General features: G+C 41.1%; 25 protein-coding genes and 1 other annotated feature. Of the genes, 1 reads left to right on the forward strand and 24 read right to left on the reverse strand.

All coding sequences use genetic code 11. The annotated features are described in order from the left end of the window. From I2F76_RS10170 to I2F76_RS10240, 15 genes are all read right to left on the reverse strand, one after another. Positions 1 to 386, reverse strand: a 386-nt coding sequence (locus I2F76_RS10170) for a family 1 glycosylhydrolase (protein WP_195487792.1), incomplete at its 3' end; no start/stop codon positions are given. Between the two features lie 214 nt (positions 387 to 600). After that, positions 601 to 2,295, reverse strand: a complete 1,695-nt coding sequence (locus tag I2F76_RS10175; RefSeq protein ID WP_031573630.1) for a lactose-specific PTS transporter subunit EIIC — start codon at positions 2,293 to 2,295, stop codon at positions 601 to 603. Continuing rightward, positions 2,295 to 2,612: a PTS lactose/cellobiose transporter subunit IIA gene (locus I2F76_RS10180; protein WP_003007713.1), complete on the reverse strand. Its 318-nt coding sequence runs from the start codon at positions 2,610 to 2,612 to the stop codon at positions 2,295 to 2,297. Before I2F76_RS10180 ends, I2F76_RS10175 begins: the two co-directional genes overlap by 1 nt. 34 nt (positions 2,613 to 2,646) lie before the next feature. Then, on the reverse strand, positions 2,647 to 3,480 hold the full coding sequence (locus I2F76_RS10185; RefSeq protein ID WP_049485463.1) for a PRD domain-containing protein: 834 nt from the start codon (positions 3,478 to 3,480) through the stop codon (positions 2,647 to 2,649). 309 nt (positions 3,481 to 3,789) lie between these two features. Next, a complete protein-coding gene (lacD, locus tag I2F76_RS10190) occupies positions 3,790 to 4,770 on the reverse strand; it encodes a tagatose-bisphosphate aldolase (RefSeq protein ID WP_155124826.1) in 981 nt (326 codons plus the stop codon). A gap of 1 nt (position 4,771) precedes the next feature. After that, positions 4,772 to 5,701 (reverse strand): tagatose-6-phosphate kinase, encoded by a 930-nt coding sequence (locus I2F76_RS10195; protein WP_195487793.1) that lies wholly within the window; start codon positions 5,699 to 5,701, stop codon positions 4,772 to 4,774. A gap of 10 nt (positions 5,702 to 5,711) precedes the next feature. Then, positions 5,712 to 6,227: a galactose-6-phosphate isomerase subunit LacB gene (lacB, locus tag I2F76_RS10200; protein ID WP_003002763.1), complete on the reverse strand. Its 516-nt coding sequence runs from the start codon at positions 6,225 to 6,227 to the stop codon at positions 5,712 to 5,714. Positions 6,228 to 6,243: 16 nt separating this feature from the next. After that, positions 6,244 to 6,669, reverse strand: coding sequence for a galactose-6-phosphate isomerase subunit LacA (gene lacA / locus I2F76_RS10205; RefSeq protein WP_195487794.1), 426 nt, complete (start codon positions 6,667 to 6,669; stop codon positions 6,244 to 6,246). 166 nt (positions 6,670 to 6,835) lie between these two features. Continuing rightward, positions 6,836 to 7,582 carry a DeoR/GlpR family DNA-binding transcription regulator gene (locus tag I2F76_RS10210; RefSeq protein ID WP_009731217.1) on the reverse strand — a complete coding sequence of 249 codons (747 nt, stop codon included), beginning with the start codon at positions 7,580 to 7,582 and terminating at the stop codon, positions 6,836 to 6,838. Positions 7,583 to 7,795: 213 nt separating this feature from the next. Further along, complete coding sequence (gene rpmA, locus I2F76_RS10215; RefSeq protein WP_003002805.1) at positions 7,796 to 8,089, reverse strand: 50S ribosomal protein L27; 294 nt, start codon at positions 8,087 to 8,089, stop codon at positions 7,796 to 7,798. A gap of 17 nt (positions 8,090 to 8,106) precedes the next feature. Next, entirely contained in the window at positions 8,107 to 8,451 is a 345-nt protein-coding gene (locus tag I2F76_RS10220; RefSeq protein ID WP_003002581.1) for a ribosomal-processing cysteine protease Prp, read from the reverse strand. 15 nt (positions 8,452 to 8,466) lie between these two features. Next, positions 8,467 to 8,781, reverse strand: a complete 315-nt coding sequence (gene rplU / locus I2F76_RS10225) for a 50S ribosomal protein L21 (RefSeq protein WP_003007734.1) — start codon at positions 8,779 to 8,781, stop codon at positions 8,467 to 8,469. Between the two features lie 34 nt (positions 8,782 to 8,815). Then, positions 8,816 to 8,903 (reverse strand) — a sequence feature (ribosomal protein L21 leader region). A gap of 137 nt (positions 8,904 to 9,040) precedes the next feature. After that, positions 9,041 to 9,583 carry a membrane lipoprotein lipid attachment site-containing protein gene (locus I2F76_RS10230; protein ID WP_024055387.1) on the reverse strand — a complete coding sequence of 181 codons (543 nt, stop codon included), beginning with the start codon at positions 9,581 to 9,583 and terminating at the stop codon, positions 9,041 to 9,043. A gap of 52 nt (positions 9,584 to 9,635) precedes the next feature. Further along, entirely contained in the window at positions 9,636 to 10,856 is a 1,221-nt protein-coding gene (gene thiI, locus I2F76_RS10235; RefSeq protein WP_195487795.1) for a tRNA uracil 4-sulfurtransferase ThiI, read from the reverse strand. Between the two features lie 19 nt (positions 10,857 to 10,875). After that, positions 10,876 to 12,018 carry a cysteine desulfurase family protein gene (locus I2F76_RS10240; protein WP_195487796.1) on the reverse strand — a complete coding sequence of 381 codons (1,143 nt, stop codon included), beginning with the start codon at positions 12,016 to 12,018 and terminating at the stop codon, positions 10,876 to 10,878. Positions 12,019 to 12,210: 192 nt separating this feature from the next. Here I2F76_RS10240 and I2F76_RS10245 point away from each other — a divergent pair, with 192 nt between their 5' ends. Further along, a complete protein-coding gene (locus I2F76_RS10245; RefSeq protein WP_195487797.1) occupies positions 12,211 to 12,645 on the forward strand; it encodes a DUF6556 family protein in 435 nt (144 codons plus the stop codon). Positions 12,646 to 12,848: 203 nt separating this feature from the next. Here the strand turns inward: I2F76_RS10245 and I2F76_RS10250 are convergent, their stop codons facing one another. The 9 genes from I2F76_RS10250 to I2F76_RS10290 all read right to left on the reverse strand — a co-directional run bounded on the left by I2F76_RS10250 (position 12,849) and on the right by I2F76_RS10290 (position 20,362). Further along, entirely contained in the window at positions 12,849 to 13,214 is a 366-nt protein-coding gene (locus I2F76_RS10250) for a lipoprotein BUG3 (RefSeq protein WP_324250404.1), read from the reverse strand. A gap of 131 nt (positions 13,215 to 13,345) precedes the next feature. Continuing rightward, positions 13,346 to 13,777, reverse strand: coding sequence for a hypothetical protein (locus I2F76_RS10255; protein WP_195487798.1), 432 nt, complete (start codon positions 13,775 to 13,777; stop codon positions 13,346 to 13,348). A 49-nt stretch (positions 13,778 to 13,826) separates the two neighbouring features. After that, a complete protein-coding gene (locus I2F76_RS10260) occupies positions 13,827 to 14,270 on the reverse strand; it encodes a hypothetical protein (RefSeq protein ID WP_195487799.1) in 444 nt (147 codons plus the stop codon). Between the two features lie 147 nt (positions 14,271 to 14,417). Next, on the reverse strand, positions 14,418 to 15,488 hold the full coding sequence (locus I2F76_RS10265) for an ABC transporter substrate-binding protein (RefSeq protein ID WP_031573562.1): 1,071 nt from the start codon (positions 15,486 to 15,488) through the stop codon (positions 14,418 to 14,420). Then, positions 15,485 to 16,258: an ABC transporter permease gene (locus I2F76_RS10270; RefSeq protein WP_195487800.1), complete on the reverse strand. Its 774-nt coding sequence runs from the start codon at positions 16,256 to 16,258 to the stop codon at positions 15,485 to 15,487. Before I2F76_RS10270 ends, I2F76_RS10265 begins: the two co-directional genes overlap by 4 nt. After that, positions 16,255 to 17,061 (reverse strand): ABC transporter permease, encoded by an 807-nt coding sequence (locus tag I2F76_RS10275; RefSeq protein ID WP_061590835.1) that lies wholly within the window; start codon positions 17,059 to 17,061, stop codon positions 16,255 to 16,257. Before I2F76_RS10275 ends, I2F76_RS10270 begins: the two co-directional genes overlap by 4 nt. After that, positions 17,042 to 18,199 carry an ABC transporter ATP-binding protein gene (locus I2F76_RS10280; protein ID WP_195487801.1) on the reverse strand — a complete coding sequence of 386 codons (1,158 nt, stop codon included), beginning with the start codon at positions 18,197 to 18,199 and terminating at the stop codon, positions 17,042 to 17,044. Before I2F76_RS10280 ends, I2F76_RS10275 begins: the two co-directional genes overlap by 20 nt. 208 nt (positions 18,200 to 18,407) lie before the next feature. Beyond that, complete coding sequence (gene murB / locus I2F76_RS10285) at positions 18,408 to 19,304, reverse strand: UDP-N-acetylmuramate dehydrogenase (RefSeq protein WP_195487802.1); 897 nt, start codon at positions 19,302 to 19,304, stop codon at positions 18,408 to 18,410. 119 nt (positions 19,305 to 19,423) lie between these two features. Continuing rightward, positions 19,424 to 20,362: a hypothetical protein gene (locus I2F76_RS10290; protein ID WP_229289747.1), complete on the reverse strand. Its 939-nt coding sequence runs from the start codon at positions 20,360 to 20,362 to the stop codon at positions 19,424 to 19,426. Positions 20,363 to 20,364 lie beyond the last annotated feature (2 nt).

A 20,364-nucleotide genomic window follows, 5' to 3' on the forward strand; every position in this document is an offset into this window, starting at 1 on the left:
AAGTCTCCATTTGAGTGAAGAGCTTCAGGAGTATCAAAGTGGTGAAGAGTTACGAATGGTTCTACATGACGTTTATGGCATTCTGCAAATAACTTATGATAGAATTCTACCCCTTTTGGATTGACTTCACCATAGCCAGTTGGGAAAATACGTGACCAAGCAATAGAAATACGAATTCCGTTTACGCCATATTCTTCCGCCAACTGTAAGTCTACTGGATATTTATGGTAGAAATCACTCGCTGGTTCAGCAGTATACCAATAGTTGTCTGCTAAATATTTATCCCATGCAACAGGTCCTTTACCGTCTGTATGAGTCGCACCTTCTGCCTGATAAGCTGCAGTTGCGCCACCAAAAATAAAATCTTTAGGTAATGTTTTTGACATAAGTTTCCCCTTCTCAATCATAAAATAAAAATAAAGCAAGATGGAGAGGAGTTAGTGAGCCATCCATCTCCATCTCACTTCTTGTACCAAGCCACCGAATTGTGACATGAGGAGGTAAAAACGATATATTTTTACCGACGAATTAACAAGTCGATTAGGAAAATCGCCATAGCGATTTCCGTTACGATAGGAGACTGTTTCACAGTCCCTATCGTTAATCGAATTGAGCTTGAACAAAGGCTAGAGCACCTTTTCCATCACGGGTTAACTTGATGTACTGAGCACCTTCTGTCTTCGCCAATTTGATGCCTAGTTTATCTGTTTCAGCCTTCATATCTTCGAAGTTGGAAGCAACCTGAGGCGCCAAGATAACAAGGTCAAATTCTGGCAACATTTCACGGTGGGCTCCATAGCCACCTGCTGCAGCTTTAACTGGAACTTTATACTCTTCTGCGGCTTTATTCAAAGCATTGGCAAGAAGACCACTTGTTCCTCCACCAGCACAAAGAACGAGGACGTTTGTTTCTTCAGTAATTGTATTTTGTGCTGAATCTACTCCAGCTTTTTCAAGAATAGCATCTGCTTTTGCAGTGTTAAAGTTTGCAGCTACCTTTTCTTTTAATTCATCATTAGTTTTACCTGAACGTTCTTCTTCAAGAATTTGTTCATCATAAACCTTGAGGAATGGATAGTAGATAACAATATCTACTACAATTAACAATGCTGCAAGAGCGAATGATAAGAACTGGAAGTTTGTACCAAGAACAATACCAAGAGGTCCTGGTGTAGTCCATGGAAGGTTGGCAGTAAATGAGTTCATGCCAAGTGTTTCAATAAAGAACTTAAAGATCCATACGTTTGCAATTGGTGCAAAGATGAATGGGATAAAGAAGATTGGGTTCAAAACAAGTGGTGCACCAAACAAGATTGGTTCGTTTACACCAAAGAATGTAGGAACTACTGAAGCGCGTCCAATAGCACGATTTCGTTTCGATTTACATAACCACATAAACATGAACGGAACAACAAGAGTTGCACCAGTACCACCCATAGTGACGATGAACATTTGTGTACCAGATGTAAGGATCTTATCAGCGTGCATACCTTGTTGAAGGAGGTTCAAGTTGACTTCGGCATTTGCATAAGTGATCGCTGCAATCGCAGGCTCAACGATAGATGGGCCGTGAATACCAATAAACCAGAAGAATGCAAAGGCACCGAAAATAATCGTAATACCAACATAACCGTCTGCTGCTGAGAATAGTGGAGCAAGAAGGGTACCGATTGATTCAGCAACCGTTACATGAAGGCTTGCTTTCACAACTAATTCAAGTGCATACAAGAGTACAACTGACAATGTAAATGGAATCAGGTCTTTAAATACTTGTGAAATATTTGGTGGAACCTCGTCTGGCATGCGAATCGTCACATTATTTTTCACACAGACCTTATAAACATTAACGGTAACAAAGGCTGCAATGAAGGCTGTCAACAGACCTTTTGTACCCATGAAGGCTGTTAAGAATCCACCTTCTTTAGCAGGTTCGGCAGCCATGAGCAAGAAGCCAACCATAGAAGCCAACATTGTAGAAATGAAGTTGATTTGGTTAGTTGCTGGAAGGTCGCGGTTCATTGAATCAGTCAAAGCCTTAGCCGTTGTACCACCAACGAAGAAGGCCAAGATGCCCATAGAATAGCTATATGGAGTCATCAAGAAAGTTTCAATATCTTTAGACCAATGGAATCCCCAAGCGTTTGGTACATACGCAATTAGGATGAAGATAGATGAGAAAAGGATAACAGGCATCCCTGCAATAAAGCCATCCCGAATCGCTCGCAAATATTTGTTTCGAGAAATCTTTTCAAAGAAAGGTTTCCCTTTTTCAATCAGTTCAATCAGTTTATTCATTATTTCGCTCCTCTTTTATATAGTTCAATCAGATGGTGAATCACGTCTTTTAATAGGATTGTTGTCATGAGATGGTCTTGACCATGCATCATGGTAATGCTATAGGGGATTTCTTCTCCTGCTGCTTCATGCGCTAGCATGGTCGTTTGAGATTTGTGAGCCTCAGCGATACAAGACCCCGCTTCTTCTACTAAGGATTCTGCTTTAGCAAAATCACCATTTTCAGCAGCTTTTAAGGCTTCCACTAATTTTGATCGAGCGTCACCGGCATAAGCGACAATTTCAAAGCCAAGTAATTGGACTTCTTCTTTATTCATGTTGGTTCCTCCTTATGATACCTTTTGAAAATTTTTATAATAGACGTTGAATATGAAGGGCTAAATAGACTTTTTCATTAGGAGATATCTTGGCTCCTGTCTGTTCAGCGATGGTTTGGTAGATTTGATGACTAATCTCATAAGCCTTTGGATAACTTAGCTGAATCAGTTGTTCCATCTCGCTCAAACCTTCTGGATCTTCTCTTCCCTTATCTAGCGAATCTAGGAAATAATTGAGATGGATCATAAAGCGATCATAGAAATGACTGTTTTCTTCTTTCCGTTTCAATCCATTTTGAGCTAGTTTTTCTTCTACAGCTTTCAAAATCGCTTGGCGATCTTGGACATCAGGATCCTGCTCATGAATGACTTCCCCTTGTGCATTGATGAAGTGATAGGCGATACGATTCACTTCGTCATCAGGAAATTGATCCAAGAGCCGCTCTCGAAAGATTTCAATCGCTTCCTTTGCGATTTTATAGGGAATCGGATGCATAGCAGACGCATCAGGTAGATCACTGTGTTTGTATCTTCCCTGTTGAACCGCCTGGTAAGAACAAAAGATGTGATCTGTAAGTGTCACATAGATATATTCTTGAACAGGATAGGCATATTTCTTAGACAAGGTATCAATCACTTCATAAGTAGTTGTAATGAAATCAAGAGGAACATCCTTTAGAAGGGCCATAAAGTTTTCTCTTGATTCATCCGTGTTTAAACGAAATACTTTTTCGACCTTATCATCAGCTACTAGATCATGTTTCTTTTTACCAAAAGCAATCCCATTCCCAACAACAATTAACTCTTGTTGAAGCTCATTTTGAACCAAAGCAACATTATTGTTCATTGGATGGATAATACGATACATGAGGCTCTCCTTTGTAAAATTTGTTAAAAGCAAATAAAAATGACCACGAAGCAACTGAAAAAACTAGCCTATGCTAATCATTCAATCTACTTGTGGTCACGCCTAATCTAACTTAGTAACGCTCACTGCTATTTAACTTATGAACTTATTCTATCATAAGTTTTTTATTTTGTAAACCCTTACAGCGAAAATTTTTAAACATTTTTTATAAAAAATAAACAAAGCCTAAAAATAATGAAGAACATTGGAAGGAATTTCTTCCTTCCAATGTTCTAAATGTTGCTTTAGGAGGCAATAACGATTTGTTTCTTATACGCGTTCTGTCCAAGGTGTTGCTACTTTATCCAAGACTGCGTTCAATTCTTCAATATTTTGACGCCCTTCTGTACGAAGCCATTCACGAGCAGCTGCTTCTCCATCTTTGATGTAAGCTTCTACTGAACCTGCCCATGTCGCACGTCCACAAAGAACGCCGTTGAAGTTTGCACCAGATGCATGAGCAAATTCCAAGGTTTCTTGGAAGAGTTTTGCAGATACACCTGCACTGAGGTAGATGTATGGAAGGTTGGTTGCTTCTTCTTGTTCTTTGAAGAAAGCAGCTGCTTCTTCACGACTATAGACAACTTCTCCTTCTCCAAATCCTTCCACGAAGTTCACATTAACTGGAACTTCCACTTTCAAGACATCGATATTGAAACGAGGATCTGAAAAGACTTTCATAGCCTCAATCACCTTACGAGGTTTCACTTTCGCATATTCAGCAGAGGTTGCATCTGCAATTCCTTCATCATAAGCCAAGATTTCAAGGAAGAATGGAATATCTTCAGCAGCGCATTCAGAACCGATGCGTTCGATATAAGCTTGTTTTTCTTGGTTGAGTTCATCTGCACTGTCTACATCATAGTAGAGCAAGAATTTCACAGCATCTGCGCCTTGTTCTTTGATGCGTTTTGCTGACCAAAGGTTCAAGCAGTCTGGCAAGCGCTTGGTGCTTGATGTATCGTAACCTGTTTTTTCATAGGCAAGTAAGAGACCAGCATCTTTGTCCAAGGCTTTTGTAGCAGGTAGACCATATTCTGGGTCCAATAACATAGATGAAGCATATTTTGTCAATTCATCAGCTACAAGGACTTTTAATTCTTCCATTTGTGCTACTGTTGGTTCTGTGTCTTGATATTTGGCCATCAAGCGTTTCAAAGCCCCACGTTGGTCGAAGGCCAAAGCTGAAATGACACCGTCTTTTGTACTAAGACGTTCCAAATAGTTGCGTTTTTGTTCTGTTAATACCATTTTATACCTCTTTTACGATTAATTGTTGATACAAGGCATCATAATGCCCCATGTTGACATGTCCTGTTTGTGCTTCTTGCGCATTTAACATTCCAAGAACATTTGCTTTCTTGAGCAAGTCTGCGTCACTCTCATGATGATAGAGACCAGATGCAATCCCTGCAACAGTCGAATCACCAGATCCGACTGGATTGACGACATCGATCTTAGGAATATCTACCTTATAGAAGACATCCCCATGCTTAGCGAAAGCGCCATTTGCACCAAGGGAGACAATCACCCATTCGATGCCATCAAAGAGAGAATCCTGAAGAACTTCTTTTAAGTCTTCCACATTCTTACTCACTTCTTTTCCTAACAACTGAGATAATTCTTCATTGTTTGGTTTAATGACCGTAGGCTTGACAGCTGTTTGAATGGCAGCTTCTAAAGAAGCTCCCGAGCAATCAAGTACGACTGGTTTCCCAGCTTCCCTTGCAATCTTGACAAGGCTAGCATAGTAGTCCACTGGTAAACCAGCAGGAAGACTTCCAGAGATGGCAACAACCTCTACTTGTTCAACCAAGTGACGATAATGGTCGAGAAAGTCTTGGCCTTCTTTCTCAGAAATGGTTGGACCTTTTTCTAAGATTTCTGTTTGCTTGCCTTCGTGAAGGATGGCGATACAATTACGTGTATCTCCAGCAATTTCAAAGAAACGTTCCTCTATCCCTTCTCCTAAATGATCGAGAATGAATTGTCCCGTTCGACCACCAAGTAGGCCAGTCGCTGCCACTGGATCCTTTATCTCAGAAAGTACACGAGTAACGTTAAGACCTTTCCCACCAGCTGTCTTACTCACATCAGCCACACGATTGACAGTATCCAACTGGAGTACATCCAAAGGATAAGAAATATCAATCGAAGGGTTCATCGTGACCGTTAATATCATACGTCACCTCTTAGTCGTGGTATTCACCACGGTCCCATTTTTCAAGGAATTCTGTAAAGAAATCAGCATCCGCTTGATGAGCATTATGGGTTTCCACATGTTGGATCTTAGCGATCAATTTTTTATTTTCTTCAGTTGGTTTGTATTCAGCGTGGATGAATGCTTCAATGATATCGCACATGAGCAATTCACCCGTAATTTTACCCCCAAACCCGATGACATTCGCGTTCAATTCTTCTTTTGCATAAAGAGCAGTTGTCATATCGCGTACCAAGGCAGAACGGATACCAGGTACTTTGTTAACAGCATTGTTAATCCCAACACCAGTACCACAGATACAAACACCAAGATCTGCTTGGCCACTTGCTACGGCTTCACCGACTTTCTTACCAAAGATTGGATAGTGGGTACGTGTATGGTCATAAGTCCCAAAGTCGAGCACTTCGTATCCTTTTGATTTCAAAAAATCAGAAACAGCCATTTTTTCATTTGTCACAATGTGATCACAACCAATTGCAATTCTCATTTGAATTCTCCTCTCATTAGCACATCTTATTCAACATATCAACACGGATTTGGTGACGGCCGCCGTCGTATTTACCATTGACGAAGCCTTTGGCAATGTTTTTCACCAATTCATCCCCAACAATTTCAGCTCCCATGGTAATCATTCGAGAATTGTTGTGTCCACGTGTCATATAAGCAGAACGTTCATCTGAAACTTCTGCTGCCACCATTCCTTTGATTTTAGTCGCAACCATAAATGGACCAGCTCCATAAGCATCAATCACGATTCCAAGATTTTGATCGTTTTTGTTCACTTCGCTCGCAACTGCAAGTGTCACATCTACAAAATCTTGACCTTCAGCGGTTACATCTACAACATCGAAGTTTTCTTTTACAAGAAATTCTTTCACGAGATCTTTTAATCTTAATCCTGCAGCATCTGCACCAATTACAATAGACATGTCCTGTCCTCCTTTTGTTTGTTTCAGCAAATATCCCTGTTGTTAATTTTTCACAAAGAAACATTTTCTTACTTTTGATATTATATTACACCTATTTCGAACGAAAGTCAACATTAAATTGTTTATTTTCGAACATTTTTTAAAAATAAAAACACCATATTTTGTTTTATATGATTTTCGTATACAAGGCATATTTGTCTTTGATCTTCTTTGGAATACTATCATCAGTAATAATGGCATTCAGGTCTTCCACTCGATAGAAACTATAGAAAGAATAGCTATCAAACTTACTGTTATCAGCAACCACATATTTCTCAATTGCATTGTTTAGAATAATAGCATTACCATTTCCCTCTTCTTCATTTGCTGTGGAAACATGATGCCCATCGATGCCATTGACCCCGATGAAAGCTTTAGAAACCTTGATTTCTTTCAAGAGTTTATTGGCAAATTGACCGACAAAAGTTTGTGTCTTCACCCGGTAGCGACCACCAACTAAGATCAGGTCATAATTTGGAAAATCCTTTAGCTTTTCAAAAATGGGGAGGGAATTGGTGACGATACTGATTTCCTTTCCCTCTAAATAGTCACCGATAAAATCTGTTGTCGTACCTGACCCAATAAAGACGGTATCCCCATTTTCGATCAACTCTGCACATTTTTTTGCAATGGTTCGTTTCTCATCAATATTGATGAGATTTTTCTCACTGTGAGAAGCCTCTAACAAACTATCTTTTACCTTTTTGTGGGCTCCACCATGTACACGAACTAAAAGACCTTGTTTTTCAAGATCGATCAGATCGCGACGAATGGTCATGTCTGTCACCCCAAAGAGTTCCTTGAGTTCTTTGACTGATACCACACTTTTTCGATCCAGTTCCTGAAGAATTTCAACATGTCTGCTATCTTTCATGGTACTACTTCCATTCCTACTATATTTGTCTCTATTATACTACATTTTTCAAAAAACACAAATTCAAACATTATATTAACAGGAGTAAACATGAATTTTTTAAATAAATAAAAGAAAAAAGCCTTCTGATAAATCAGAAAGCTTTAATTTTGCTATTTCTAGCTTCCTCACCTTTGGATCAAGGCTCGGGACAAAAAGGTTTAGAAAACCTTTTTATTTTGCGATTGGGTAAACAGAAACTTGTTTTTTATCGCGACCTTTACGTTCGAAGCGTACTACGCCTTCAACTTTTGCGAACAAAGTATCGTCTCCACCACGTCCAACGTTCACACCTGGGTAGATGTGTGTTCCGCGTTGACGGTAAAGGATAGATCCACCTGTTACAGTTTGTCCATCAGCTGCTTTAGCTCCAAGACGTTTTGCTTGTGAATCACGTCCGTTTGATGTAGAACCTCCACCTTTTTTGTGGGCGAAAAGTTGCAAGTTAGCAAGATTCAATTTCAACATAATTGTTTTCCTCCATGTTAGTTTTCTGTGATAACTCTTGTTTGGACGAACTCTGAAGAGTTCTCCGATAAGTTTGCCATCCCTAAGAAAAATGATTCAAAGAATAGTTGGGTCATTTCTCTTTGATGTGGTGGAATATCTGTCGGGATTGTGACCCGAAGGAAGCCACCTTCTTCTTCGTTTAATTCTAGATCCGGTTCGTAGCCTGCAAATTTCTCAACAGAGTTGACAAAGTTAATGGCTAGAGTCGAAACCGATGCACACACGACATCAAAGCCATATTCACCGCTTCCAGCGTGCCCAGTGATTTCTGCACTCCTCAGCTCGCCATCTTCGGCTCGTTCAAAGACTGCTTGTATCATGTGTTCTCCTAAAAATTAAGCGTTGATAGCGTTGATGACAACTTTAGTGTAAGGTTGACGGTGACCTTGTTTACGGTGGCTACCTTTTTTAGGTTTGTACTTGTAAGTAACAACTTTCTTTTGTTTTCCTTGTTTTTCAACAGTTCCAACAACAGTAGCTCCTGAAACAAGTGGAGTTCCGACAACAGTGTTTTCACCACCAACAAGAACAACTTCGTTAAATGTAACTTCTTGACCAGCTTCAACGTTCAATTTTTCAACGTAGACTGCTTGACCAACTTCAACTTTAACTTGTTTTCCGCCAGTTTTAATGATTGCGTATGTGCTCATTATGCACCTCCTATGTATTTTTGGGTTTCCCCGTATTTTTGTGAAGACTCGCCTAGCATCGTGGGACGAACCACTTACTCTCATGGAAATGAGCGACGATGTTCGAGCGGTTGCACAGGCATGTGCATAGTCAACTCTCTAAGTATATCACTTCTATCAGACAAAGACAAGTATTTTTGCGCTTTGAAAGCGAATTTTCTTTGAAAAATCTATTTTTTGTATCTTGTAGTTTAAGATCGCATTCAAAACCTGCCTTCATCTACTTATCCTTAAATTTAAAGTCATTGAAGCTCATTTTGGCTTTAGACGAATCGTTCATCCCCTTCATTTTTTCTTCTTGTTCCTTAGTAATTTTTATCGGAATCGCTGCAGCAGTATTGGGTTTTAACACACCCGATTCGCTCACTTCATAGTCAACTGTGACATCTTTAAAAAGTGGCTCTCCATCATATTCCAAATTCAGGACAAAGGATCCATCACGATCGATGGTGGTGGTGGTACGATTCACAATAAAGAATAAGGCGAAGCGATTTTCCTCATTTCCAAAGGTATAGCCTGGGAAAAAGACAAATAATTTTCCAGCTTCTCCAAGCGTTGGATGTTCCTTGATAAATTTCTCAGACGCTTCCAAGACTTCGTTGTCCTGGTCTTTATACTGCTCGGCCCTGACAAATGTGAGGGGTTCTTTTTTTCTATTGCTTGATTGGCTAGTCTTCTCTTCTTTTTTCGGGCCAGTAAACGATACTTTGACACAGCCTGTCAACAGAAGCAAACTTGTCATTAATACGATAATTTTTTTCATCTTGTCTCCTTTAAGTTGGTTAGAAAAAGAGGCTGGATACGCCCAGTCTCTCCTATAGCAAATCCTCAATCAGGTCATCAACCTCGTCTTTTTCTACTTTTGGTGTGATCTCTGTTACGATGATGCCTGCTACAGCTCGCTCAACTAAGGCTTCCACATCCATACGTTGCTCATACTGCTCTGCATTTTTGAGTTTCGGATTAGTCTTTGGACGATCTGGTGCAAAGATGGTACAACAGTCTTCAAACGGTTGGATAGAGATTTCAAAGGTATCAATCTCTTGGGCAATATCGATGATTTCCAACTTGTCCATGGTCACCACCGGACGGATAACTGGTGTATTGGTTACCGCATTGATGGCCTGCATACTCTCTAAGGTTTGACTAGCCACTTGTCCTAAGCTTTCACCGTTGATAATCACCAAACCACCGCGAACCTCGCGAATACGATCTGTGATGCGCATCATAAAGCGGCGGGTCAAGGTCATGAGATAAGCTTCCGGTGCTTTTGCCTTGATTTCCTCTTGGATCTCTGTGAAGGGCACTTCGATAAATTGGATATTGCCCCCAAACTTGGTCAACTTCCGTGTTAAGTCTTGGGCTTTTTTCAAGGCACCTGGACTGGTATAAGGGGGGCTCGCAAAGTGGACCGCTTCGATATCTACTCCACGCTTCAAGGCTAAGTAGCCAGCTACTGGAGAGTCGATCCCACCAGAAAGCATGAGCATCCCTTTTCCAGAAGTCCCAACTGGAAGACCTCCTGCCCCCTTGATGGTTTCATAAGAGATGTAGGCTGCTTCTTCTCGAATTTCAACTTGCAAGTTGATATCTGGCTTTTTCATCTGAGCCTGAATCGTTGGGATGGCTTCAAAGACAGCACCACCTAGGGTTTGATTGAGTTCGCGACTATCGAGTTCAAAGGTATGGTCACTCCGCTTACTTGAGATTTTAAAGGTCAAGCCGTCCTTGTATATCTCCTTCATAATCTCTTGCACCGCAGCTTTCAAGGCTGGTACTGATTTTTCAATCTTGTAAACAGGTGAAAAATTTTGGATCCCAAAAACTTGCTTGAGGGATTCTGCCACCGGCTCATAATCCGTCCCATGTAGATAAGCATGGGCCCGATCGCGGTCCGCTGTCACTTTGACAGCCGGATAAATAGATAAAACATCTTGGATATTATTGCGAAGTTTATTGATGAAACGCATGCGGTTTTTCCCTTTAGTAGAAAGTTCTCCATAGCGAATCATAATTTCTGAATAGGTTAAGGTCATATTGATTTCCTTCTATAATTTAACGTACTTTTCGTGTTTGTTCGTAAATCAGTTTGAACTTGGTCAAGAATTGCTCGACTTGGCTCATGTCATTTTCAGTATCGAGACTGAGGCGAACTGCTGTCTGAGCGATGCTCTTGTCCACTCCCATGGCAATCAAGGTACCAGCTGGTTTTCCAGCCTTGGACGAGCAGGCACTGGTGGTCGAGATGTAAATATCAAACTCTTCAAAGGCATGGACCACTACTTCACCACGAACTCCCTTGATCCCGAAAGTCAAGATGTGAGGGGCAAAGTGATCCTCACCAGAAAAGACAGTGACATCTGGATAGTTGGCCAATTCTTTGCGGATCACTTCTTTCATCTGCTGGGTCTTGCTGGCAAAAGCTTCTTGGTTTTCCATAGCTAAGCGTAGGGCTTTTGCGGTTGCTGCGATACCTGCCACATTCTCAGTTGTCGAGCGCATTTCTTTTTCTTGACCTCCACCCGTTAAGAGGGGTGTGATCTTTTTGCCTTCTTTGATGTAGACAAAGCCAACTCCACGAAGACCATGGAATTTATGACTAGAGAAGGTCGCAAAGTCCACGCGCTCTGGTAGATAAACTTCTGTTGCTACCTTGGCTAAAGCTTGAACCGCATCGACATGGAAACTAATCGTTGGACGATCCTCTAGGAGAGCCGCAATTTCATGGATGGGCTGGATGGAGCCAATCTCATTGTTGACAGCCATGACAGAGACCAAGGTCGTATCTGGACGGAGAAGGCTAGCCAAGGCATCTACTTTGACAAAGCCACGCGCATCCACTGGAGCATAATCCACTTCGAATTCCTGCGTCTTTAACCAAGCAGCGGACTCCTTGATAGCCGGATGCTCGATGTCAGAGACAATGATATGCTTACCATAAGGAGCTTTCTCAAAGGCGACACCCTTGAGGATCCAGTTGTCCCCTTCTGTCCCACCAGACGTGAAGTAGATTTCATCAGCTTTCTTGCCAATTAGCTCAGCAATTTGTTTCCGAGAAGCTTCCAAAATACGAGTCGCTTGATTACCTAGATTGTGCAAACTAGATGGGTTGCCCCAAATCCGTGTCGCTACTTCTGTATAGGTCGCAAGAGCCTCTGGATAAGGTTTGGTCGTTGCTGAATTGTCAAAATAAATCATGTCCTACGCATCCATCACTTTCTTTTTACGTAACTTCTATTTTATCATTTCTAACCGCTTGGGACAAGGATTTGATAAAGAGAGATGAAGTAAAATCACTTCATAAAATTCAGTTCTTTTTAGACATTTTTCAGAAAATGACTTATAATAAGAAAGTGTTAAAAAACAATTTTTGATAGAAAGAGAATGAACATGTCACAATATTCAAGAAGCAACAAAAACCAAAAACCTGAGGATACTACAGATTCTAGACCCTCACGTGGTGAAAAAGTCAAACAAGGCCTGTCACTATTTCAAACAGTTGTCGCCACGATTGCCAGTCTTTTAGGGATTATCGTCACTTCTTTTACGATTATAAGCCTGCTTAATAAAGACAATCAAAAAACAGAAGATAAACCATCTAGTAGCACCAGCGTCGTCGTGGTCCACGATAAGGGATCTGACTCAAGCGCTACCAATACAGATGCTAATACCAATACGCAAACCGATTCAAGCAATACAGATGCTAGTTCACAAAAAGAAACCGATAGCTCATCCGCTACAGAAAACAGTTCATCTGCCGCACAAGATCAAGGTTCCACCGCAACAGACAGTGGCGCAGATACAGCATCATCCGGAACAAACTAAAAAATCAGTAAGGACAACCTTACTGATTTTTTTTAGCTTTTGATGTCAGCTTTTATTGTAGTATTTATTAAATAAAATAAGTGGATCTTACTCATTTTTTTCGTTTTTGATAAACTCCAGTAAAGTCATTTAGATATTCTAATAAAATAACTAATTCAATAACATTGACTACAAAAACTTAAAGGTTTTAAATTTTCCAACTCTTACTCGATATAATCACCCTTAATACTAATATGTTGGCCCATACTGAATGTCATCTTTTGATCAGAATCCAATACGACATCCACCCTCCATCCTGAATCTTCAAGTTGATTGACGGTGCCAAAAATTTCTACGACCTCATCTCCACCTTGTGGTGTCCCATTTCCACCCTCAATCCATTGCGTTTCGTCCCAATAAATTTGAATAGATTCAACCTTTGAACTCTTTGATTTCACAAAATCGACGATTTCTTTTTCATGTTTTTTGAGGTAAGCGAGCTGTTTTTGTTTAAAGACTTCTGTGTCTTCTTTAATTGATGAGGATGCGACAATTTTCTCTCGTCTGGTCTTTTCACGTTCTTGCTTCACACATCCTTCTAGATATCCAAGTGTTGAAATGAAAGTAATTGTGATCACCAGATTGTTTATTTATTTTTTCATAATTTTATTTCGTTTAAAACTGATTCCTCTATTGCAATTCTCATTATCTAACGGACGGATCATTTCTTTTCTACCCGATATAAATTGTCTGAACCAATTGAATCTATTTTAGGCATCTTATTTTCGTCTAAGGTAAAATTCAGGCTAAAATTTGTTAGATCACCTCCATTGGCATAACCGAATACTAATAGTATTTCATCACCTCCCTGAGGTGTTCCATTACCTCCTACAACTGTTTTAATACTGTCCCAGTCATAAGACACCTGCGTAATGTTAGCATTATGTGCTTTCACATAGGCCGTCATTTCTTGCTCGTGTTCTTTCAGATAGGCGAGCTGTTTTGGTTTGATCACTTCTATATCTTCTTTGGTGGAGGAAGAGGTGGCAGTTTGTGCTTGTTTCGTTTGCTCTTTTGAATTTATGGTACATCCTCCTATACTTGCAAGGAGAGCTAATGTAGTGATTAATTTAAACGCCGTTTGTTTTATCATGTGCTATCTTTCTCTAAAACAGTTCTTTTTCAAAATGTATTGTACTTACTTAGGAAATAGGTTTTCCGCCAATCGTAGGTTCATGGAGCATAAACATTTCTCGCATTTCAATTGACTGATCATTATTAATTGGAATATCTATTCCCCAACCAGAATCGTCAATATGATTAATGCCACCAAAAACATTTATATAATATTTGGGGGTTGTGAGACCACCATCACTCCATTGCGTCTGATCCCAATCGATCTGAACGGATTCAATTTTCGGACTTTGGGCTTTCACATAATCCACGATTTCTTGCTCATGCTCTTTGAGATAGGCTACTTGCTCTTTTTTTATTTCTTCTTCTGATTTCTGAACTACTTTCTTTGAAGAAGAGGCCGTTACCTTCTGTTCTGGTTTCTTGGTCATGTTCATAATCTTTCCTCCAAGAAGTAGAAGGCCTAGGATCGGTAACAGGATGATCAAAAAAAGTTCCAGTCGTCTTTTCATTTTTTCTTCTCCAATCCTTCCTTTCATGACTGAATGGGCCAGTCACTTTCCTTACTATTATAGCATCTTTCATTTGAATCTCAATCTAACTCACTAGTTAGAGACTATATGCAGCAATCAAAAAGGAACCCTGAGGTTCCTTTTGTGTTATTTTCGATACATCTTGACCTGAAGGTAAAGATCGTTATAGACTCCAAGCAATTTCTTGCCTAATTGTTGATAGACTTCCAAATGGTCCAGCGTTTCATCGCTTGGATAGAAGGATTGGTCATCTTGGATTTCTTTTGGCAACATGGCTTTGGCTTTTTTATTTGGCGTTGAGTAGCCGACATAAAGAGCATTTTTCAAAGCATTTTTAGGACGAAGCATGAAGTTAATAAAGGCATATGCTGCTTCTTTATTTTTCACGGTTTTTGGAATGACAATGTTATCAAACCAAAGGTTGCTGGCTTCAGTTGGGACGACATAGCGAAGATCCTTATTGGCTTCGAGCATTTGGCTGGCTTCTCCTGAGAAGGTAACCCCAATAGCCGCATTGTTTTGGATCATATAGCCTTTCATCTCATCAGCAACCAAAGCTTTGATGTTTGGCGTCAAGGTGTAGAGTTTATCTACTGCCTCTTGTAATTTCTTTGGATCCTTTTCATTGAGGCTATAGCCCAAGGTATTGAGACCAATTCCCATGACCTCACGCGCACCATCGTACATCATGATGTCATTTCTGTACTCTTCACGCCAGAGATCTGACCAATGTTCAGGAGCATTTTTAACCATCTTGGTATTGTAGACGATCCCCAAGGTACCCCAGAAATAAGGGACTGAATATTGGTTGCCTGGATCAAACGATTGGTTCAAGAGTTTTGGATCGATATTTTCCATCCCTTTAATCTTGGATTGGTCCAACTTTTCAACCAGATGTTCATCCATCATCTTGGCAATCATGTATTCACTAGGAATCGCAATATCGTAGGTGGTTCCCCCTTGCTTGATCTTGGTGTACATGGCTTCGTTGGAATCAAAGGTATCATATTGCACCTGAATTCCGGTTTCTTTTGTGAATTCCTTGAGCAAGTCTGGATCGATATAATCTCCCCAGTTGTAGATGACCAGCTTGTCACTATTCTTGGTATTCATGCTCGCTTCGATCTGGTGGCTAATTCCCCAGAGGACCAGAATGACAAGGACAATCCCAGTTAGGAATGAATAAAGTTTTTTCATGCTGCTTCCTCCTTTTCACGGGTAATAAAGTAATAACCGATGACCAAGAGCACACTAAAGAGAAAGACAAGGGCGGACAAGGCATTGATACTGAGGGAAATTCCTTGACGCGCACGTGAGTAGATCTCTACAGACAAGGTTGTAAAGCCATTTCCGGTTACAAAGAAGGTCACGGCAAAGTCATCAAGCGAATAGGTAAAGGCCATAAAGTAGCCAGCAATAATGGCTGGTGTCAGATACGGCAACATGATCTCTTTGAGCATTTGCACTTGGGTAGCTCCTAAGTCATAGGCAGCATTGACCATATCCCGGTTCATTTCCTTGAGTCGTGGCAAAACCATCAAGACCACAATAGGAATCGAGAAGGCCACGTGGCTAGCCAGAACAGATAGGAAACCTAGCTGGTACTTCACCGTCGTAAAGAGAATCAAGAAGCTGGCCCCGATCATAACATCTGGCGCTACCATGAGAATGTTGTTGATGGAGAGCAAAGGTCCTTCTAACTTCTTCTTCGATTGATAAATATAAATGGCTCCAAAGGTTCCGATCACCGTCGCAATCAAAGCTGACAAGAAGGCCAACAGGAAAGTCTCTGATAAGATCAGCATCAGGCGACTATCTGCGAACAACTCGTTGAAATGCTCAAGTGTGAAGCCTGTAAAGGTATTCATATCTCCCCCTTCATTGAAAGCATAAAAGATCAAATAGAAGATAGGAAGATAGAGGATCAGAAAGACGAAACCTAGATAGAAATGAGATAATTTTTTCATCGTTCTCTCCTTTCTCTCGTTGCCCACATGGTCAAGAGCATGGCAAGGATCAGAACAACTCCGATGGTAGAACCCATTCCCCAGTTTTGTGTTGTCAGGAAGTGCTGTTCAATCGCAGTCCCTAAGGTAATGACGCGATTTCCACCGATCATCCGTGTCAACATGAAGAGACTCAGACTAGGAATAAAGACAGACTGCACACCTGAACGGACTCCATTCATGGACAAGGGGAAGACCACACGACGGAAGGTATCCCAACGATTGGCTCCCAAATCATAGCTGGCATTGATCAAGTTTGGATCTAAGTCATCTAAGACATTAAAGATCGGCAAGATCATGAAAGGCAACTCGATGTAGCTAGCTACAAAGATAAAGGAGAAATCGGTAAAGAGGATCTGCTGGGGAGCGACTCCGAGAAAGCTTAAAAAGCTATTGATGGAGCCATTTTGACCAAAGATTCCGATAAAGGCATAGGCCTTGAGCAAGAGATTGACCCAGGTTGGCAAGACGATCAACATCAACCACAACTGCCGGTGTTTGAGCAGCGTCAAAAAGTAAGCAGTCGGGTAGGAGATCAAGAGCGTCACCAAGGTGACGATTCCGGCATAAAGGACCGAATTAAAGCTCATCTTTAAATAGGTCAGATTTTGCGAAGTAAAGAACTCTTTGTAGTTTTCAAGTGAAAACTGCCCTTCAACGTTGAAAAACGATTGAAAGATAATCATGACTACAGGAGCCAAGACAAAGAGAAAAATCCACAAGAAATAGGGGAGGATAAATAGATTAGAGGTTGTTTTCTTCATCTCTCTCCTCCTCAATGGCATTAATCAAACCAGCTTCTTGCTCTTCCACTTCAACGTACTCTTCGATCCGCGCATCGAATTCTTCTTCGGTTTCATTGAGACGCATGACGTGGATGTCTTCTGGTTCAAAGTCTAGCCCGATGACTTCTCCCACGATGGCCTTACGAGTAGAGTGAATCATCCACTCATTTCCCAAATCATCATAGGCGATGATCTCGTAATGCACACCACGGAAGAGCTGGGTGTCCACCTTTACTTGGAGCTTGCCTTCTTCAGGAAGAGTGATGCGCAAGTCTTCTGGACGAATGACGACTTCAACTGGTTCATTTGGACGCATCCCCCCGTCGACCGCTTCAAAGCTTTTGCCATTGAACTCAACCAAGTAGTCCTCGATCATGCGACCATCTAGGATGTTGGACTCCCCGATAAAAGTCGCTACAAAGTGGTTGATCGGTTCATCATAGATATCTACTGGTGTACCAGATTGGACAATCTCTCCCTCATTCATGACAAAGATCCAGTCACTCATGGCAAGCGCTTCTTCTTGGTCGTGAGTGACAAAGACAAAGGTAATGCCCAAGCGTTGTTGCAATTCTCGCAACTCATACTGCATGTCTGTTCGAAGTTTCAAGTCAAGTGCAGACAAAGGCTCATCTAAAAGGACCACTCGTGGTTCATTGATAATAGCCCGTGCAATAGCTACCCGCTGGCGTTGACCACCCGATAGTTTTTGGATCGAACGTTTTTCAAATCCTGCTAACTGGACCATTTTCAATACTTCTGAAACCCGACGTTCGATCTCAACCTTGTCCAGCTTTTTCAAACGAAGGGGAAAAGCCACATTTTCAAAGACCGTCATATGCGGAAACAGGGCATAGGACTGAAAGACGGTGTGGACATCCCGCTTGTTAGTAGGGACATCATTGATCCGTTCCCCATCAAGGTAGACATCTCCAGAGCTAGCATCTAAAAGACCTGCAATAATATTAAGGATAGTTGATTTTCCTGATCCAGATGCACCGAGCAGGGTATAGAACTTCCCTTCTTCCAATTCAAAATTGATATCCTTTAGGACAACGGTTCCGCTATCTTCAAAGACCTTTGTAACATTTTTAAACTCAATAATTGGTTTTTTCAATTCACATAAATTCCTTCTTTACTACCATTACCAAACTGCTTTTCAAACGAAAACGCAGCGGCTGACAGGAAGACCTGTCAGACCACCAATACCTCTCGGGGACTTACTAGACTGCCCCATCTATTTACGGTATCGATAGGCACTCACCCCCTTTCCGACTGATGCTATCGATGTTTGCTCTATCAATTGTTCTTCAATACTAACGTTCTTAGGCTTGACCGATAATACGAACTTCTGGTTCTAAACGGACGCCTGAGTGAGCTTCTACTGCCTCAATGACATGGGCGATCAGGTCTTCGTAGTCCTTAGCTGTTCCATTGTCCACATTGACCATAAAGCCAGCATGTTTTTCAGAAACTTCCACACCACCAATTCGATAGCCTTTCAGACCTGCTTCGCTGATCAATTGACCTGCAAAATGACCGACAGGACGCTTAAAGACAGATCCACAAGAAGGGTATTCAAGGGGTTGTTTCAACTGACGAAGATGGGTCAAACGCTCCATCTCCTGTTTGATTTGCTCGTGATTGCCTGGAGACAAAGCAAATTTGGCAGAGATGACGACAGCACCTGTCTCTTGAATCTTAGAATGACGATAGCCAAAAGCCAACTCTTTCGCCGACAAGGTTTCAATTTCCCCTTCCTTGGTTAAGACCTTACAAGATACAAGGACATGAGCAATCTCTCCTCCATAGGCTCCTGCATTCATAAAGACAGCACCACCAACACTGCCTGGAATGCCACTAGCAAACTCAAGACCTTTCAAACTATGATACAGGGCTACATGAGTCGTTTCGATGAGTTTTGCCCCTGCTTCTGCTTCGACCACATAACCATCTACACTGATATCTCGCAAGCGATCAAACATAATAACAAAACCAGGAATGCCCCCATCTCGGACAATAATATTAGAAGAATTCCCCAGGACCATCCATGGAATTTGTTCTTGGTTTGCAAATTGGACGATGCGTTTTAATTCGTATTGGTTGCGAGGAAAGGCCAGAAATTCAGCATTTCCCCCAACCTTTGTATAGGTATAATGTTTTAATGGTTCTTGAAAACGGATATCAATCCCTTCAAGAATTTGATTCATTTCTTCAATCATCTTTCTGTCTGTTCTCTCTCTATATAAAATACAAACTATTATACCAAATTTTTGACTATTTTTCGACCCTAAAAAACAAAAGAAGGCCCATAGTATTCAGGCCTTCCTTTTACCATTTATTATGCAATTTTACGTGCGATGGTACGATTCTTTTGTCCATCCAGAGCTGATTTGACTGAAATCCAAGCACCACCAAGAGTAAAGACAGCTAGCAAGCCTAGATTCAAGTAAAAGTTTTCTGGGACATCCCCTTGGAATGTCGCTTCATTGAGAAGCGTCCAGGTCATACCAAATGGCAAATCCAGTTCATTCATAAGCGCCAAAGTATAATCTAATTGGTTGACCAAAAAGACCGTCAAGACCATCAAAACTGCTGAGACAACTACCCCTTTTTTAGTCAATTTTTTACCAAGAATCTCATAACCTTTGATGGTACAAAAACCGAGGGCCGCACCTGCCAAAACAGACACATAGCCGAGACGCGCTACTAAGAGGGCAACTGCTCCACCGATGATCACACCGATCACGGCCCCTACAATCCCTAAGAGGAAGTTTTCTTCCCGCGCTTCATAAGCCTCCACCGTGTCTTGCACTTCTGCTTCGTAGGCTCTAAAGGTTGCATCATCGATTAAAAAGATCGCATCACCGATTTGATAAAGGCCGATCGGTTCTTCCTCACCAGTCTCCGCATTCACTTGCACAAATTGGTGGTTGAGTAAGAAATCAACAATATCTTGGATAGCTGTCCATAAGGTTTCGACAGCCTTCCCTTTGGTCATCCCACCTTTGACGACGATAGAGGTCAAGTAACCATCAAAAGAGATGGCATTAATGACTTTTGATTGTTCTTTTAATTCATTCCAAAGAATCTCACCGTCTTCGATTAAGTCTCCCTCTGATCCTTGCTTAGCACTAAATGAAATGTTAAAAACATTTTTGGTTTCCGTTCCTTCAATGACTAACAAGAAGCCTTCACGCTCCCCGTACATCACACGAGCTTCGCCATCAAATTGCAGACCAAGATCGGTAGCAATACTATATAAATATTCTGGTTTCATGT

Source organism: Streptococcus parasanguinis, assembly GCF_015557775.1.
GTDB lineage: Bacteria > Bacillota > Bacilli > Lactobacillales > Streptococcaceae > Streptococcus > Streptococcus parasanguinis_AA.

Bases quoted from the DNA above. Each gene is read 5' to 3' on its own strand.
- I2F76_RS10185 (WP_049485463.1), bottom strand. From the start codon at position 3,480: ATGTATCGTATTATCCATCCAATGAACAATAATGTTGCTTTGGTTCAA.
- I2F76_RS10290 (WP_229289747.1), bottom strand. From the start codon at position 20,362: ATGAAACCAGAATATTTATATAGTATTGCTACCGATCTTGGTCTGCAA.
- I2F76_RS10180 (WP_003007713.1), bottom strand. From the start codon at position 2,612: ATGAATAAAGAAGAAGTCCAATTACTTGGCTTTGAAATTGTCGCTTAT.
- I2F76_RS10210 (WP_009731217.1), bottom strand. From the start codon at position 7,582: ATGAAAGATAGCAGACATGTTGAAATTCTTCAGGAACTGGATCGAAAA.
- I2F76_RS10195 (WP_195487793.1), bottom strand. From the start codon at position 5,701: ATGATATTAACGGTCACGATGAACCCTTCGATTGATATTTCTTATCCT.
- I2F76_RS10175 (WP_031573630.1), bottom strand. From the start codon at position 2,295: ATGAATAAACTGATTGAACTGATTGAAAAAGGGAAACCTTTCTTTGAA.
- I2F76_RS10265 (WP_031573562.1), bottom strand. From the start codon at position 15,488: ATGAAAAAACTTTATTCATTCCTAACTGGGATTGTCCTTGTCATTCTG.
- I2F76_RS10220 (WP_003002581.1), bottom strand. From the start codon at position 8,451: ATGATACAAGCAGTCTTTGAACGAGCCGAAGATGGCGAGCTGAGGAGT.
- lacD (WP_155124826.1), bottom strand. From the start codon at position 4,770: ATGGTATTAACAGAACAAAAACGCAACTATTTGGAACGTCTTAGTACA.
- lacB (WP_003002763.1), bottom strand. From the start codon at position 6,227: ATGAGAATTGCAATTGGTTGTGATCACATTGTGACAAATGAAAAAATG.
- I2F76_RS10270 (WP_195487800.1), bottom strand. From the start codon at position 16,258: ATGAAAAAATTATCTCATTTCTATCTAGGTTTCGTCTTTCTGATCCTC.
- I2F76_RS10245 (WP_195487797.1), top strand. From the start codon at position 12,211: ATGTCACAATATTCAAGAAGCAACAAAAACCAAAAACCTGAGGATACT.
- lacA (WP_195487794.1), bottom strand. From the start codon at position 6,669: ATGTCTATTGTAATTGGTGCAGATGCTGCAGGATTAAGATTAAAAGAT.
- I2F76_RS10255 (WP_195487798.1), bottom strand. From the start codon at position 13,777: ATGATAAAACAAACGGCGTTTAAATTAATCACTACATTAGCTCTCCTT.
- I2F76_RS10275 (WP_061590835.1), bottom strand. From the start codon at position 17,061: ATGAAGAAAACAACCTCTAATCTATTTATCCTCCCCTATTTCTTGTGG.
- I2F76_RS10260 (WP_195487799.1), bottom strand. From the start codon at position 14,270: ATGAAAAGACGACTGGAACTTTTTTTGATCATCCTGTTACCGATCCTA.
- I2F76_RS10240 (WP_195487796.1), bottom strand. From the start codon at position 12,018: ATGATTTATTTTGACAATTCAGCAACGACCAAACCTTATCCAGAGGCT.
- rplU (WP_003007734.1), bottom strand. From the start codon at position 8,781: ATGAGCACATACGCAATCATTAAAACTGGCGGAAAACAAGTTAAAGTT.
- murB (WP_195487802.1), bottom strand. From the start codon at position 19,304: ATGATTGAAGAAATGAATCAAATTCTTGAAGGGATTGATATCCGTTTT.
- I2F76_RS10230 (WP_024055387.1), bottom strand. From the start codon at position 9,583: ATGAAAAAAATTATCGTATTAATGACAAGTTTGCTTCTGTTGACAGGC.
- thiI (WP_195487795.1), bottom strand. From the start codon at position 10,856: ATGACCTTAACCTATTCAGAAATTATGATTCGCTATGGAGAACTTTCT.
- rpmA (WP_003002805.1), bottom strand. From the start codon at position 8,089: ATGTTGAAATTGAATCTTGCTAACTTGCAACTTTTCGCCCACAAAAAA.